We start from the raw sequence: 15831 nt of genomic DNA, 5'->3' as shown, positions 1-15831 counted from the left end.
TCTCCCCAACCCCTCGGAGGTATCCCATGAGACGTCGACTTCTGCTCGCCGGAGCGCTCGCCACCGTCCTCGCCGCCGGCACCGCCTGCGGCGGCGGCTCGGACGACACCGCTGCGGGTGAGACGGAGAAGCTGACGATCTACACCGCCCGCGACAAGAAGGTCTCCACCTTCGTGGTGGACAAGTTCACCGCCAAGTACCCCGAGTACAAGGGGAAGGTGGAGATCCTCAACCTGGGCGCCCAGGAGATCCTGGAGCGGGTCCGGGCCGAGAAGGCCAACCCGCAGGCCGACGTCTGGTGGGGCGGCACCCAGCAGGGGCTGTCCGCCGGTGCCGGTGAGGACCTGCTCACCGCCTGGCAGCCCGCGTTCGCCGGCAAGATGGACGCGAAGTACAAGGACGCCGAGGGTCGCTGGTTCGGTGAGATCCTGCTGCCCGAGGTCATCATGTACAACAACAAGGCGCTCACCCCGGAGCAGGCCCCGAAGGACTGGGACGACCTGCTGAAGCCGGAGTGGAAAGACAAGATCGTCATCCGGGACGTGGCCGCCTCGGGCACCATGCGGTCGATCTACGCCGCGATGATCATGCGGCAGTCGCCGGACGGCAGCAACCCGCAGCCCGGCTACGACTGGCTCAAGAAGCTCGACGCCAACACCGGCTCGTACGCGGCCAACCCGGCCGACCTCTACCTCAAGCTCTCCCGCCAGCAGGGCACGCTGAGCGCCTGGAACCTGCAGGACATCCTGCTCCAGGCCAACCAGTCCAACATGCCGTTCGGCTACGTGATGCCGGCCTCCGGCGCCCCGGTGCTGGTCGACGGGCTCGCCGCGGTCAAGGGCGGCAACAGCGCCGGCGCGCAGAAGTTCATCGAGTTCCTCTTCGACGACACGCTCCGCGCCGACCTGGCCAAGGACTACTACCAGATCCCGGCCGTGGAGATCGCCCAGCAGCCGGAGTGGCTGGCCCAGCTCAACCTCAAGCCGCTCGACGTCAACTGGGACATCATCGGCAAGAACGAGACCGAGTGGATCAACCACTGGAACAGCCAGATCAAGAACAAGGGCTGACCGTACGGGTGCCGGGGGCCGTCCCGCCCCCGGCACCGCCCGTCGCGCCGCCCACCCGGGCGGCCCGTCTTCGCAACCGTCATCCGTTTCCCCGTGCCCACGGGCCCGGTCCCGCCACCCCGCCCGGCCAGGTCCGGTACCGCATGAAGGAGAGGACATCATGATCGATGTCACGCTGGAGTCGGTGAGCAAGCGCTTCGCGCGTGCCGGCGACACCGCTGCCGTCGACGACGTCGACATCAGCATCGCCGCCGGGGAGTTCTTCACCCTGCTCGGGCCGAGCGGCTGCGGCAAGACCACCACCCTGCGGATGGTGGCCGGGTTCTACTTCCCCACCTCGGGGCGGATCCGGTTCGGCACGGAGGACGTCACCCACCGGCCGCCGAACAAGCGCGACACCGGCATGGTGTTCCAGAACTACGCCCTCTTCCCGCACATGTCCGTCGCGCAGAACGTCGCGTACGGGCTGAAGATCCGCAAGGTGGGGCGGGCCGAGTCCGCCCGGCGGATCGAGGAGGCCCTCGGCCAGGTCCACCTCGCCGGCTACGGCGACCGCCGGATCGACCAGCTCTCCGGTGGCCAGCAGCAGCGGGTGGCGCTGGCCCGCGCGCTGGTCATCCGGCCGCGTACCCTGCTGCTCGACGAGCCGCTGTCCAACCTCGACGCCAAGCTGCGCGAGGAGACCCGGGTCGAGATCCGCCGGATCCAGCAGGAGGCCGGCACCACCGCCATCTACGTCACCCACGACCAGGCCGAGGCGATGGCGATGTCCGACCGGATCGCCGTCATGGAATCCGGCCGGGTCCGGCAGATCGGCGCCCCGCAGGAGATCTACCACCGGCCGGCGACCGCCTTCGTGGCCCGGTTCATCGGCCGCAGCAACGTGCTCGACCTGCCGGTGGTCACCGCCACCGCCGAGACGGTCACCGTGGGCCTGCCCGACGGCAGCGAGACCGCCGTCACCGCCCCCGCCGACCACGGCCTGCGCGCCGGGGACACCGCCCTGGTCTCGGTACGCCCCGAGCACCTCGGGCTCACCTCGGCCACCGAGGCCGGCGCGCTCACCGGCCGGGTGACCGAGGTGGAGTTCACCGGCATGGCCACCAACCTCGTGGTCGAGGTGGCCGGCGAGCCGGTCCAGGTCGCCGCGATCGACGTCCCGGCCGGCATCGCCGTCGGCGACCAGGTCGGCCTGCGGCTGAACCGCCAGCGCATGTGGGTGGTGCGCCCGTGAGCGCGAGGAGTGAGCCGGTTTTGCGAGCCCCGCAGTCGCGAACTGAGGTGACGCCGTGAGTACCATTCCCGCCACGCCGAGTCCGGCCACCGTGCCGCCGGTCACCAAGGACCCCGCCCCGCCGCGTGCCGACCGGCCCCGGCGCGGCCTCAACGCCAACTCGCCCTGGTTTCCGTACCTGCTGGTCTTCCCGCTGGCGCTGATCCTCTTCGGCTACGTGGTGCAGCCGATGTTCGCCACCTTCGCCGAGAGTGTCGGGGTGGAGGGGGTGGCCAACTACACGGAGTTCGTCACCGGCTCCGGGGTGGCCCGGTCGGCGCTGCTCACCTCGCTGATGATCTCGGCGGCCAGCGTGCTGCTCTGCGGGATCGTCGGGGTGGCGATGGCCTTCCTGCTCAAGCGCTTCTCGTTTCCCGGCCGGCGGCTGATCGAGGCGATCATCCTGGTGCCGGCGGCGCTGCCGCCGCTGATCGGGGCGATCTCGTTCCAGCTGCTCTACAGCGAGACCGGCATCCTGCCGCGCGGCCTGCAACAGCTCCTCGGCACGGAGAACCCGGTGCTGCCGTTCACCGGCATCGCCGGCGTGCTGGTGGTGCACACCTTCACCATGTACCCGTTCTTCTACCTCGCCGCCTCGGCCGCCCTGGTCGGGATGGACCCGTCGGTGGAGGAGGCGGCCTACAACCTGGGCGCGAGCCGGGTCCGGGTGTGGCGCACCGTGCTGCTGCCGATGCTCACCCCGGCGCTGGTCTCCGCGTCGCTACTGGTCTTCATGACGTCGCTGGCGTCGTACACCGCGCCGTTGCTGTTCGGCGTGGACCGCACGATGACCATGCAGATCTACATCAACCGCACCAACGGCGACCTGCCGATGGCCTCGACCTACGCGTCGGTGCTGGCGGTGTCCTCGGTGCTGTTCCTGCTCGGGATGCGCTGGTACGAGGGGCGGCGCAGCTACCGCTCCCAGTCCAAGGGCGTCGCCTCGCACCGCCGGGAGATCACCAACCCGCTCGGCAAGTGGCTGGCCCTGGTCGCCTCGGTGCTGGCGACCATGGTGCTGCTCGCCCCGGTGGCGACGATCGCCCTGGTCGCCTTCTCCCGGGACGGCTCGTGGACCACGGAGGTGATCCCGTCGGAGTACACGATGCAGAACTTCGTCACGATCTTCTCCGACCCGGGGGCGTACCGGCCGATCCTCAACTCGTTGCGGATGAGCGTGCTCGCCACGGTCGGCTGCGTGCTGGTCGGCGTGCTGATCGCGTACGCGGTGCGCCGGCTCGACTTCCGGGGCCGGGGGCTGCTCGACGTGGCGGTCATGCTGGCCTGGGCGCTGCCCGGCACGGTGGTGGCGATCAACCTGATCTCCGCGTTCAGCACGGGTAACGCGTTCAGCTTCGGTCAGGTGCTGATCGGCACCTTCTGGATCATGCCGTTGGCGTACTTCGTGCGGTTCCTGCCGTTGGTGTTCCGGTCGAGTTCGGCGACGCTGGCGCAGATCGACCCGTCGTTGGAGGAGGCGGCCCGCAACCTCGGCGCCCCCTGGTGGCGGGCGTTCGGCACGGTCACCCTGCGGCTGATGCTGCCCGGTGTGCTGGCCGGCGCGCTGCTCGCCTTCGTCAACGGGGTGGGCGAGTTCGTCGCCTCGGTGCTGATCTACACCTCGGAGACGGCACCCATCTCGGTCGAGATCAACAACCGGATGTACTCGTTCGAGGTCGGCACCGCCGCCGCGTACGGCATGCTCCAGGTGGTGTTGATCTTCTTGGTGATGGTGTTCTCCGGCCGCCTGCAGAACGGCGGCCGGGCCACCCGGGAGGCGGCGAAGTGGACGGCGTGACCTGGCCGACCGGTGGCGGGCTGCTGCCCGCCACCCGGATTCCCGGCGGCGAGCTGGCCGCCGTCGCGGCGGCGGCCGACTACGCGGTGCTGCCCGTCGGCGCCGTCGAGTGGCACGGCCCGCACCTGCCGCTCGGCACCGACCTGATCCTCGCCGAAGGCTTCGCCGCCGAAGCCGGCGGCACGTCCAGCCCGGCCGCCGGGGCCGGTGGCGCTGTCGCGTCGGCCGCCGGGTCCGCGTCGGCCGCCAGCTCCTCGGGGGATACGACCACCGGCTCCCCCGGGCCGCGCGGGGTGCTCTTCCCGGCGGTGCCCTATGCGGCCTGCCCTGGGCAGACCCGGCCCTGGCCGGGCACGGTGTCGATCCGGCCGGAGATCGCCGTCGGCTACCTCGCCGACGTGATCGAGGGGATCGTCGCCGCCGGTTTCCCCCGGCTGCTGATCGTCAACGGCCACGACGCCAACATGTCCACCGTGCGGGCCGCGATGGAATGGGTCTCCGGCCGGCGAACCGCCAGCCTGCTGCTGGTCAACTGGTTCCAACTGGTCACCCCGGCGGAGACCACCGAGCTGTACGGGCCGCTGACCGCCCGGGGGCACGGCGGCGCGTACGAGACCTCCGGGGTGCTCGGGTTCGATCCCGGCGCGGTCCGCCTCGACGCCGTGACCGACCTGCCGCCGAAGCCGAAGCTGCCGGTCGGCCATCCCTACGTGCTGGTCGAGTCCCGTCCCGACCCGTGGCAGGGCTGGTCCGGGCACATCTCGCTGGCCTCCGAGGCGGCCGGCCGGCAGGTCCGCGCCACGGCCGGCGCGCGGCTGCGGGAGATCGTCGCCGCCTGGGTGGCCGCCCCACCGCCCGCCCCACCCACCGCCGACCCGCTACCCGACGCGGCGGCCGACGGCCCGGCACCGACGGCCGGGCCGGCCCCGGCGGCCGGTGACCCTACGACGGTGACCGGGGGAGAGCGGTGAGCGTGGACCGGGGACTCGACATCGTCGACTTCCACCTGCACTTCCGCATCGGCACCGACGAGACGATCCACGCCTGCGAGGACGCCGCCGGGATGCACCCCGGCGGGGAACACGAGCGGGCCGTCCGGGCCGCCGGCTCCGCCCCGTACGCGAAGGCGTGGCGGCAGGCGTGGAGCTTCCCCGACCCCGAGCCGCCCGCCCCACGCTGGCAGGACGAGGCCGACCGGTGGGCCGACGAGCTGCGTGCGGTCGGGGTACGGCGGGCGGTCTTCGTCACCGGCGGCGGCAACGACACCGTCGCCGACGTGGTCGACCGGCACCCGGACCTGCTGCTCGGCTTCGCCCACCACGACCCGTACTCGCCGGGGGCCGCCGCCGAGCTGGAACGCGCGGTGACCGAACGGGGGCTGCGCGGGCTGAAGCTGTTCGCCCCGCTGCTACGCGGCCCGCTGGACCACGCCGACCTGGACCCGCTGTGGTCCACCGCCCAGCGCCTCGGGGTGCCGGTGCTGATCCACATCGGCCACTACGGCAGCGCCGGTGGCCTCTCCTTCGGCCGGTACGGCGGCCCCGACGAGCTGGCCCGGATGGCCCGCCGCTTCCCCGAGCTGAACGTGGTGGTGCCGCACTTCGGCGTCCAGCACGTGCAGGATCTGCTCTTCGCCGCCTGGGGCTGCCCCAACATCCACGTCGACACGTCCGGCTCCAACCAGTGGGTGCGCTGGATGCCGTACAAGCTGACGTTGGAGGACCTGTTCCGCCGCTGCTACGAGACGATCGGCCCGCAGCGCATCGTGTACGGCAGCGACTCGTCGTGGTTCCCGCGCGGCTACGTCACCCGCTACCTCGACGACCAGTTGCGGGTCTGCCGCGAGCTGGGGATGCCCGACGACCACCTCCGGACGATCTTCGCCGGTAACGCCGAACGGCTGCTGGGCCTGACCGACCGACCAGCCGAGAACCCGGGAGCCGGCCCCCGTGCCGCGTCCCGGCCCGGAAGGAAGTAAGGAACCGCCATGAGCGAGCTGACCACCTACCAGCGGCACCACCTGGCCCCGACCTACGACCACCACGTCGGGCGCCTCTACCCGGCGATGGTGCGCGCCAGCCAGGCGCACGTGGTGATGCTGACCGAGCAGGGCCTCGTCCCGGCCGAGCGGGGCGCCCGACTGTTGCGCGGGCTGGCCACGCTGCGCGCCGACGACAGTCCGGCCCCGGCGTTCGACGGCAGCTTCGAGGACACCTACTACCTGCTGGAGTCCACGCTCGCGCAGGCGTGCGGCGTGCCGGCGTCCGAACTGGACGTGCAGATGGCCCGCAGCCGCAACGACCTCGACGCCGGGGTGTTCCGGATGCTGCTGCGCGGCCAGCTCCTCGACGTGCTGGACCGGGTGCTGGCCACCGGCCGGACCGCCCTGGAGGTCGCCGACCGGTACGCCGACGTGGTGATCACCGGTTACACCCACCGCCGGCCCGCCCAGCCCACCACCATCGGGCACGCGCTGGCCGGTTACGCCGAGGCGCTGGCCGGTGAGGCCACCGCGTACGCCGACGTGATCGACCAGCTCAACGTCTCGCCGCTGGGGTCCTGCGCGTTCGCCGGCACCGACCTGGACATCGCCCCGGCCCGGGTGGCCGAGCTGCTCGGCTTCGACGGGCTGGTGACCAACTCCTACGAGGCGGTCGCCGGGGCCGACCACCTGGTGCGGGTGGGCACCCTCAACGCCCAGGCCCTGGCCACCGGCGCCCGGCTGGCCCGTACCCTGATGGATTGGCTGACCTGGCAGTGGGTGGCCACCCCCGGCGACTTCACCCAGGGCAGCAGCATCATGCCGCAGAAACGCAACCCGGTGGTGCTGGAGCACCTGGTGTCGATGGCCGGCGCGAGCGCCGCCGACGCCGCGTCGGTGCTCAACAACGTCGGGGCGGCCTGGTGGGAGGACTCCAACAACGCCACCACCGACGTGCAGGTCCGGCTCTGGGACAGCAACGACCGGGCGGACCGGTTCTTCGCCCTGGTCGGCGGCTTCCTCGCCGAACTGGAGCCGCTGTACCCGCCGACCCGGGAGGAGATCGTCGCGTCCGGGGCCACCACCACCGCGGCGGCCGACGCGTTGACCCGGCACGGGGTGCCGTTCCGGGCCGCCCACTCGGTCGTCGGCCGGCTGGTCCGGGCCGGTGCGCCGGACACCTGGACCGCCGAGGGGGTCCGGGCCGCCGCCGCCGGGCTGACCGCCGGGCTGACCGACGACGCCGTCGCCGACCTGATCGCCGCCGCCGTCCAGCCCGACCTGGTGCTGGACCGGGTGCAGGTGGACGGGCCGGGTGCCGCCGCCGTCCGCGCCCAGGTCGGCACCCTGCGGGTCGCGTTCGACGCCGTCGCCGACCGGCTCGCCGCGACCCGGGACCGGCTGGCCCGCGCCGACGAGGCGCTGGACACGGTCGCCGCCGAGGTGGCCGGCCGGTGAGCGCGTCGATCCGACGATCCGGCTCCGGTCCGGCCCGGCTGTCCGGCGGGGCACCGGCGCGACCGCGGTCGACGGTGGTGACCGGGCGGTGGACCAGGTGAGCATGCGACTGGCCGGCCGGGCCGCCGCCGGCACCCGCACCGACGAGCGGCTGCTCGGCATCGACTTCGGCGGCACCAAGATGGCCGTCGGGGTGGCCGACGGCACCGGTCGGCTGCTGGCCCACCGGCGGATCGCCACCCACGCCGAGCGGGGTGCCCCGCAGGCGTTGGACCGGGCGCTGGAGTTGGCGGCCACGCTGGTCGCCGAGGTCGGCGGGCCGCTGGTGGCGGCCGGGGTGGCCTCACCGGGGGTGGTCCGCCCCGACGGCATCGACCTGGCCCCGAACGTGCCCGGTTGGGAGCGGTTGCGACTGGCCGACGCGGTGTCCGCCGCCCTCGGGGTGGCCCGGGTGGCGGTGGACAACGACCTGAACGCCGCCGCCCTGGCCGAGCTGCGCCTCGGCGCGCTGCGTGACGCCGACCCCGGGCTGGTGGTGGGGATCGGCACCGGCGTGGCGGCGGCGGTCACCGTCGGCGGCCGGGTCCTCGCCGGGCATCGGGGGGCGGCCGGCGAGATCGGGTACGCGGTGGCCGGCGGCCCCTGGCCGGGCACCATGCTGGAGCTGGACTTCTCCGGCCGGGCGCTGGACCGGTTGGCCGACGAGCTGGGGGTGGCCGGGCACGCGGCCGGGCTGGCCGCCGCCGCCGAAGTGCCCGGCGTGGCCCGTGACGCGCTCACCGCCCGGGTCGACGAGCTGGCCCGGCACCTGGTCACCTGCTGCCTGCTGCTCGATCCACAGCGGGTGGTGCTGGTCGGCGGGGTGGCCGGCAGCGCGCTGATCCGGGGGCTGCTCGTCGACCGGCTGGCCGAGGTGCTCCCGAACCGCCCCGACGTGGTGCTGTCCCGGTTCGCCGACGACGCGGCGCTGCTCGGCGCGGTCACCCTGGCCCGGGAGGCGGTGCCGGCACCCCGCTGACCGGCCACCTGTGCGTCCGGCCGCGAGGGGGCGGACCGGTCGGCCCGTGCGTCCGGCCCACCCTCGGGCGGGCCGGACGCACGGCGCGGTCACTTCGGCAGGTCGGCGCTCGACTTCGCCAGCTGGTACGCCGGCAGCATCTCCTCGAACTCCTCGGTGTCCAGGCCGTCGAGGGTGATCATCAGCGTGCCGTACAGGGTGGACACCAGGATCGCCCGGTTGGGTTCGCCGTCCTCGGTCCAGGTGGCCTCGAAGGCGTCCAGCGGGCCGGCCTTGGTCCGCCGGTACTGCTGCTCCTTCGGGCTGTTGAACGCGGCGAGGTACTTGTCCACGGTGACCTGCGGGTTCAGCGGTGCGGCCCCGGTGATCTGCCAGACCCGCAGGAAACCGATGTTCCCGGCCGGCTTCGCGTCGATCTCGCACAGCGGCACGGCCGGGCCGAGCTTGAGATCGGCCCCGCCCTTCACCGCCTTGACCTTCCACTTCGCCGGCACCGAGAAGGTCATCGACAGCGTGCAGGCGCTGCCTTTCGGGCCGACCGTGGTGGCGGCGGCGGCCGGGGCGACGTCGTCGTACCACGGTGGACCGGCGGCGACCGGCGAGGCGGTCGGGCTGGTCGACGGCGCGGGCGTCGTCGCCCGCTCCGTGGTGTCACCGGCGCAGCCGGCGGTGAGGGTGAGGGTGAGCGCGGCAAGTGCGGTCGTACGTCGGATCATCGTCCCGTTTCCCCGTTGGAGTTGCCGCCGTCGGTTGCGGTGGCCGACGGATGCTAGCCGACGGATGGCTGGCCCTGCTGACCGTTTGCGGCGACCAAGCCCATGATCACTGTGCGGTTGCCGCAGATCCGCCCCACCGCTCGCCGTCCGACCACGCTGGACGCCGACGGCCCGGCACCCCGAGGGGGCCGGGCCGTCGGACTGCTGCTGCCGTCAGGGGCGGGTGAAGACCAGGGCGACGTTGTGGCCGCCGAAGCCGAACGAGTTGTTCAGCGCCGCCGGCACGTCCAGGTGGCGGACCTTGTTCGCGGCGACGTCCATGTCGAGGCCGTCGTCCGGGTCGTCCAGGTTGATCGTCGGCGGGATGACGCCGTCGCGGATGGTCAGGATGGTGGCGATCGACTCCAACGCGCCGGCCGCGCCGAGCAGGTGCCCGGTCATCGACTTGGTGGCGGTCAGCACCGGATGGTCACCGAGCGCCCGGTGCAGCGCCTTGATCTCGGCCAGGTCGCCCACCGGCGTCGAGGTGGCGTGCGCGTTGACGTGCACGATGTCGGCCTTGGCCACGTCCGCGTCGGCGATCGCCTTGGCGATGGCCCGGATCGCGCCGGCCCCCTCGGGGTGCGGCTGGACGATGTCGTACCCGTCGGAGGTGATGCCCGCACCGGCGAGCCGGGCGTAGACGTGCGCGCCCCGGGCGGCGGCGTGGTCGGCGCGCTCCAACACCAGGATGCCGGCGCCCTCGCCGAGGACGAAGCCGTCGCGGCTCTTGTCCCACGGCCGGGAGGCCTGCTCCGGCTCGTCGTTACGGGTCGACATGGCCCGCATGGAGCTGAACCCGGCGATCGGCAGTGGGTGGATGACCGCCTCGGTGCCGCCGGCCACCACCACGTCGGCCCGACCGGACCTGATCATGTCCAGGCCGAGTGCGATCGCCTCCGCGCCGGTCGCGCAGGCGCTCGCCACCGAGTGCACCCCGGCCTGCGCGCCCAGCTCCAACCCCACCCAGGCGGCGGGACCGTTGGGCATCAGCATCGGGATGGTGTGCGGGGAGACCCGGCGCGGGCCGGACGCCTCCAGGATGTCGTCCTGCGCGAGCAGGGTCAGGGCGCCCCCGATGCCCGAGCCGACGCTGGCCCCCAACCGCTCCGGGTCGAGCCCGGAGTCGGCGAGCCCGGAGTCCGCCCAGGCCTGCTGCGCCGCGATGAGCGCGATCGCCTCGGAGCGGTCCAACCGGCGCAGCTTGACCCGGTCCAGCACCTCGGTCGGTTCCACCGCGAGTTGGGCGGCGATCCGGACCGGGAGCTGGCCGGCCCACTCCTGGGTGAGCGGACCCACCCCGGAGCGGCCGGCGAGCATGGCGTCCCAGGTCGACGCGACGTCCCCGCCCAGCGGGGTGGTCGCGCCGAGCCCGGTGACGACGACGTCGATGCGACTCATCTCAGGACTGCGCCTCGATGAAGCTGACGGCGTCCCCGACGGTCTTCAGGTTCTGCACCTCGTTGTCCGGGATCTTGACGCCGAACTTCTCCTCGGCGGCGACCACGACCTCCACCATCGACAGCGAGTCGACGTCGAGGTCGTCGGTGAAGGACTTCCCCTCGGCCACGTCGTCCGGGTTCACCCCGGCAACCTCTTCGAGGATCTCGGCGAGGCCGGAGGTGATCTCGTCACGGGTCATTGCGGTGGGTTCCTCTCATCGGGGTTTGTTCTCCGCCGGATGGCGGTGCGCCGCGGTCGCCGACCACGGCGGGTCTTCAGGGGCAGCGGACGACCTGACCGGCGTAGGTCAGACCGCCGCCGAAGCCGAACAGCAGCACCGGTGCGCCCGAGGGCACCTCCCGGCGCTCGACCAGCTTGGACAGGGCCAGCGGCACGCTCGCCGCCGAGGTGTTGCCGGACTCGACGATGTCCTTGGCGATGATCGCCTGCGGGATGTTCAGCCGCTTGGCGATGCCGTCGATGATCCGCGAGTTGGCCTGGTGCGGCACGAACGCGGCCAGCTCGGACGGGTCGACGCCGGCCTTCTCGCACGCCTGCAGGGCCAGCGGGGCCAGCGCGGTGGTGGCCCAGCGGAACACCGACTGCCCCTCCTGCGCGATGTACGGCCGCCAGCCCTCGATGCGTACCGCGTCGCTCTTGTCCGGTGCGGAGCCCCACACCACCGGGCCGATCCCGGCCGGCTCGTCGCCGGTGGTGGCGGTGACCACCGCGGCACCCGCGCCGTCGGCGAAGATGATGCAGGTGGAGCGGTCCGTCCAGTCGGTGAAGTCGGAGAGCTTCTCCGCGCCGATGACCAGCGCGTTGCGCGACGCGCCGGCCCGGATGGCGTGGTCGACGGTGCCCAACGCGTAGGCGAAGCCGGAGCAGGCGGTGTTGAGGTCGAACGCGCCCGGGGCGGTGATGCCCAGCTTGGCGGCGACCCGGCAGGCCACGTTGGGGCTGCGGTCGATCGAGGTGCAGGTGGCGACGACCACCAGGTCGATGTCGGCGGCGGTGAGACCCGAGTTGGCAAGCGCCTTGTCGGCGGCGGCGGTGGCCATGTCGGCCACCGTCTCGCCGTCGGCGATGCGCCGGCTGGCGATGCCGACCCGGTCCCGGATCCACTCGTCGTTGGTGTCGACGAACTGGGCGATGTCGTTGTTGGTCACCACCCGGGAAGGCTGGTAGTGCCCGAGGGCGACGATCCGACTGCCGCTCATGCCTGGCCTCCGATGCGGGCGATGGGGCGGCCCGGCGCGACCGGGTCGTCCTGGTGGGCGAGCCACTCGGTGAGCGGGCCGCTGTCGTGGGCGGTCACCTCGACCGGCCCCTGCCGGGTGGTGATCTGCCCGAGCACCTGGCCGGTGCTCAGTTCGGCGCCCTCGGTGAGACCCTCCACCGGGGCGAAGGTGCCCACGGCGGGGGCGACGACGACCCGGGAGCGCGACGTCGGCCGGCGACCGGGCGGACCGCTGTGCCGGGCGATCAGGTCCCGGGCGGCGGGCAGGTCGGCGGGGGTGTTCAGGGTGACGATCTCCGGTGCGCCGGTGGCCTTGAGCTCCCGCTTGACCAGCCCGGCGAGGGTGCCGGCCGGGGGGAGTTCGAGCACGCCGGTGACCCCCAGGTCGGCCAGCGTCCGCATGCACAGGTCCCAGCGCACCGGCGCGGTGACCTGCCGGACCAGCCGGTGGACCAGTTCCCGGCCGTGCGGGACGGCAGTGCCGTCGAGGTCGGAGAGCAGGATCCGGACCGGGGCCGACGGCGTGATCCCGGCGGCGACGACGGCCAGCGCCTGCTCGGCGGGGGCCATGTAGGGGGTGTGGAACGCCCCGGCGACCTGGAGCCGGATGATCCGGGCCTTCGCGGGGGGCTCGGCGGCGAGCTTGTCCAGGGCGTCGAGCGTGCCGGCGGCCACCACCTGGCCACCGCCGTTGCGGTTGGCCGGGTGCAGCCCGTGGGTGGCCAGGGCGGCGAGCACCTCGTCGGGGTCGCCGCCGAGGACGGCGGCCATCCCGGTCGATTCCAGGGAACAGGCGGCGGCCATCTCCCGGCCGCGCACCCCGGCGAGGGTGATCGCCGTCTCGGCGGAGAACACCCCGGCCAGTGCGGCGGCGGCCAGCTCGCCGACGCTGTGCCCGGCGACCAGGTCCACGTCGTGCAGCGGCAGCTGCTCGGCGGCCAGCAGGGCCGAGGCCACCAGCAGCGGCTGGGTGCGGGCGGTGTCGCGGATCTCGTCGGCGTCCGCCTCGGTGCCGAGCCGGACCAGGTCGACCCCGGCCGGCACCGACCACCAACGCAGCCGTGACTCGACGCCACGCAGGGCGAGCCAGGGCGTCAGGAAGCCGGGCTTCTGGGAACCCTGGCCGGGAGAGAGGACGGCGAGCACGTCTATGACTCTTCCCGATACCCCCGGGTAAGCGCTGTGCGGGCTGACACCAAACCGCACTAGAAGTCTTGGAGGTTTCCTACAAACATCGGTGGTGATCGTCGTTCAGCGGTGCTGCTCAGGCTACCCGGGGTCATTTCTGGCTCGGTCCGGGTATCCCGGCCGGCGCGATCGGATCCAGCCGGCCCACCGTCAGCGCGACCTGGAGGGCGAACGCGTCCCGGGGGGTCAGGGGCGAGAATCCGGTCACCTCGGCGATCCGACGCAGTCGGTAACGCACGGTGTTGGGGTGGACGAACAGGGCACGGGCCGCGCTCTCCAGCGTCCCACCGGCGGCGAAGAAGGCGTCCAACGTCTCCAGCAGTTCGCCGCCGGCACGCACCAGGGCGGCGTACACGTCGTGGCGCAGCCGGCGGCGGGCCTCGGCGTCACCGGCGAGGGCCCGTTCGGGCAGCAGGTCCGCCGCCGGCACCGGCCGGGGCGCGGTCGGCCAGGCCGGCGCCGCCCGGTAGCCGGCCAACGCGGCCCGTGCCGAGTCCGTCGCCTCGTCCAGACTGGGTACGGCGGGACCGACCACCACCGGCCCGTCACCGAACCCGGGGAGCAGCTTCTCGGTGGCGGCCATCGGGTCGGCCGCGCCACCGAGCACGATCACCAGCCGGTCGCCGTGCACACCGCCGATCACCTCCACCCCGATCCGGCGGGCGTACCGGTAGACGGTGTGCAGCACGGCGGACACCTCCCCGCCGGGGGACCGCCCGACGGCCACCGCCACCGGTGGGGCGTCCGCCCAGCCCAGTGCGGCGGCCCGGCTGGCCAGCACGTCGGGGGAGTCCCCGCGCAGCAGGGCGTCGACCAGCAGCGCCTGCAACCGGGCGTCCCAGGAGCCCCGGGACTCGGCGGCGCGGGCGTACACCCGGGCGGCGGCGAAGGCGATCTCCCGGGAGAACCGCAGCACCGCCTCGCGTAGCTGCTGCTCCTCGCCGGGCGCGGCCAGGTGCGACACCTGCTCCTCGACCACGTCGATGGTCACCTTGATCAGCGCGACCGTCTGCTGGAGGCTGATCGACCGGGCCAGGGCCAGCGGCGCGGTGGCGAAGACCTCGTCGGACACCTCCTGGGTGCTGTCGGTGGTGCCACCGCCGGAACCCAGCCACTCGACCAGGGACCGGGCCCCGGCCTGCGCCACCAGCATCACCCAGGAGCGCTGCTCGGCCGGCAGCTCACGGAACCAGGGCAGACTCTCGTCCATCCGGGCCACGCTGGCCGTGGCCAGCGCCCCCGCCGCCCGTTCGATCCGGCGCAGGGTGGCCGTCAGTTCCATCCCGTCCGGCTCGCTCACCGCTCCAGCGTGACATGCCCTGAGCAGGGACTCGACGCCGGCTCCGGGGCGACCCGCCGGGGGCGGGCCACCGGCGGGTCGGGGTGCAGGTCGGCGGTGCCGAGTTCAGCTGGTGACGGTCAGGTGCACCACCCAGCGCACCTGGGGGGACGGGCAGGGGGTCGGCTGGTGCCGGCAGAGGTTGTCGGTGATGGTGGAGACGTCGACCCGGCCGGGGGCGGTCGCCACGTAGCGGGCGATGAGCGGCTGGCCGCTCGGGTAGCCGCCGGTCACCTCGGCGGGCACGACGACCCCGGCGGGGGAGAGCGTCGGGGGCAGGTAGTTGCTGGCCAGGCTCACCACGAGCGTGTCACCGACGCGCAGCGTGAGGTCACGCTGGTTGTCGGGCGCGGAGACGACGACGGTCCGCCCGGCGTCGGTCGGCGGCAGCTCGATGACCGCGACCTGCACCCGCCACAGCACGCTCGGCAGGGTGCACGGCGGGGTGGCGTGCTGGCAGGCGTGGTCGGTACGGGTGGTCAACTCGGCGGTGCCCGGGGTCACGGCCCGCAACGTCGCCACGAGGGGCTGCCCGGTCGGGAAGCCGCCGCTGGTCGACACGGGGGTCAGCGCGCTGCCGGTGGTGGTGACCGGCAGGTAGTCGGCCGCCAGGGTCACGCCCAGCGTCTGCCCGACGTACAGGGTGACGGTGCGCTGGTTGTCGACCTCGCGGACGGTGACGTCGGCCCCGGTCGGCGGGCTGGTGGTGGTCGGCGGGACGGCGTCGTTGGTGCAGCTCGGCGTGGGTGCGGTGGTGGGGCCGGCGAGCTGGACACCGAAGGTGGTCGACGCGCCCGACGGCAGCACCCCGTTGTACGGAGCGTTGGTCGCGGTCGCGGTGCCGCCCGTCGCGGCGATCGAGGTGTTCCAGGACGACACGATCCGCTGGCCGTCGGCGAGCGGCCAGGTGACCGTCCACCGGTTGGCGGTCGTCGACGAGGTGTTCGCGACGGTGAAGGTGACGATCTGGCCGCCACTCTCGCCGCTGCCCCAGCGGGAGTCGACCCGGACCGTGGCGGTGCACCCGCCGGCCGGGGTGGCGGTGGCGGGCGTGCCACGGGCGATCGTGGTCATACCGAGGGCGGCGACGGTGGTGGCGGCGAGGATGCCGCCCGCCGTCAGGACGGACCGCCTGGAAGCGATCATGGCCATTCCTCCGATCCGGCTGATCTCCGGCCGGGCGCGGCGTCGGACGGCAGGTGCTGGCCGGCAAGCCCCTGGTAACGCACCATATGACCGCCCGGGAGAGCAGTCAATAGATTTGCATC

14 protein-coding genes are annotated in these 15831 nt (G+C 73.2%); 7 read left to right on the top strand and 7 right to left on the bottom strand.

Annotated elements, in window-relative coordinates:
• Nucleotides 1–26 precede the first annotated feature (26 nt).
• The 7 genes from AB0C22_RS15715 (at nt 27) to AB0C22_RS15685 (ending at nt 8598) form a co-directional block, all read left to right on the top strand.
• Nucleotides 27–1070 (top strand): extracellular solute-binding protein, encoded by a 1044-nt coding sequence (locus AB0C22_RS15715; RefSeq protein WP_219464133.1) that lies wholly within the window; start codon nt 27–29, stop codon nt 1068–1070.
• Between the two features lie 160 nt (nt 1071–1230).
• Nucleotides 1231–2304, top strand: a complete 1074-nt coding sequence (locus AB0C22_RS15710) for an ABC transporter ATP-binding protein (protein ID WP_219464132.1) — start codon at nt 1231–1233, stop codon at nt 2302–2304.
• Between the two features lie 55 nt (nt 2305–2359).
• Complete coding sequence (locus AB0C22_RS15705; RefSeq protein WP_357535524.1) at nt 2360–4141, top strand: iron ABC transporter permease; 1782 nt, start codon at nt 2360–2362, stop codon at nt 4139–4141.
• On the top strand, nt 4138–5112 hold the full coding sequence (locus AB0C22_RS15700; protein WP_357535522.1) for a creatininase family protein: 975 nt from the start codon (nt 4138–4140) through the stop codon (nt 5110–5112). The genes AB0C22_RS15705 and AB0C22_RS15700 overlap by 4 nt, the downstream gene beginning before the upstream one ends.
• Nucleotides 5109–6119: an amidohydrolase family protein gene (locus AB0C22_RS15695; protein ID WP_208568918.1), complete on the top strand. Its 1011-nt coding sequence runs from the start codon at nt 5109–5111 to the stop codon at nt 6117–6119. The genes AB0C22_RS15700 and AB0C22_RS15695 overlap by 4 nt, the downstream gene beginning before the upstream one ends.
• Before the next feature lie 9 nt (nt 6120–6128).
• Nucleotides 6129–7580, top strand: coding sequence for a lyase family protein (locus AB0C22_RS15690; RefSeq protein WP_357535520.1), 1452 nt, complete (start codon nt 6129–6131; stop codon nt 7578–7580).
• Between the two features lie 103 nt (nt 7581–7683).
• Nucleotides 7684–8598, top strand: coding sequence for an ROK family protein (locus AB0C22_RS15685; protein ID WP_357535757.1), 915 nt, complete (start codon nt 7684–7686; stop codon nt 8596–8598).
• 89 nt (nt 8599–8687) lie between these two features.
• Here the strand turns inward: AB0C22_RS15685 and AB0C22_RS15680 are convergent, their stop codons facing one another.
• The 7 genes from AB0C22_RS15680 to AB0C22_RS15650 all read right to left on the bottom strand — a co-directional run bounded on the left by AB0C22_RS15680 (nt 8688) and on the right by AB0C22_RS15650 (nt 15709).
• Nucleotides 8688–9314, bottom strand: coding sequence for a lipoprotein (locus AB0C22_RS15680; RefSeq protein ID WP_219464129.1), 627 nt, complete (start codon nt 9312–9314; stop codon nt 8688–8690).
• A 213-nt stretch (nt 9315–9527) separates the two neighbouring features.
• Nucleotides 9528–10754, bottom strand: coding sequence for a beta-ketoacyl-ACP synthase II (gene fabF / locus AB0C22_RS15675; RefSeq protein WP_208568921.1), 1227 nt, complete (start codon nt 10752–10754; stop codon nt 9528–9530).
• Nucleotide 10755: 1 nt separating this feature from the next.
• Nucleotides 10756–10995, bottom strand: coding sequence for an acyl carrier protein (locus AB0C22_RS15670; protein ID WP_067313076.1), 240 nt, complete (start codon nt 10993–10995; stop codon nt 10756–10758).
• A 76-nt stretch (nt 10996–11071) separates the two neighbouring features.
• On the bottom strand, nt 11072–12016 hold the full coding sequence (locus AB0C22_RS15665) for a beta-ketoacyl-ACP synthase III (RefSeq protein ID WP_208568922.1): 945 nt from the start codon (nt 12014–12016) through the stop codon (nt 11072–11074).
• Complete coding sequence (locus AB0C22_RS15660; RefSeq protein WP_219464128.1) at nt 12013–13182, bottom strand: acyltransferase domain-containing protein; 1170 nt, start codon at nt 13180–13182, stop codon at nt 12013–12015. Before AB0C22_RS15660 ends, AB0C22_RS15665 begins: the two co-directional genes overlap by 4 nt.
• Before the next feature lie 133 nt (nt 13183–13315).
• Nucleotides 13316–14506 (bottom strand): helix-turn-helix domain-containing protein, encoded by a 1191-nt coding sequence (locus AB0C22_RS15655; protein ID WP_208568955.1) that lies wholly within the window; start codon nt 14504–14506, stop codon nt 13316–13318.
• Between the two features lie 123 nt (nt 14507–14629).
• Nucleotides 14630–15709 carry a cellulose binding domain-containing protein gene (locus AB0C22_RS15650; protein WP_357535517.1) on the bottom strand — a complete coding sequence of 360 codons (1080 nt, stop codon included), beginning with the start codon at nt 15707–15709 and terminating at the stop codon, nt 14630–14632.
• Nucleotides 15710–15831 lie beyond the last annotated feature (122 nt).

The organism is Micromonospora sp. NPDC048894, from assembly GCF_040649765.1.
In the GTDB taxonomy this organism is placed as follows: Bacteria; Actinomycetota; Actinomycetes; order Mycobacteriales; family Micromonosporaceae; genus Micromonospora; species Micromonospora antibiotica.
Note: the sequence above shows the minus strand (reverse complement) of the source record. Positions and strands in the feature narration are given on the sequence as shown.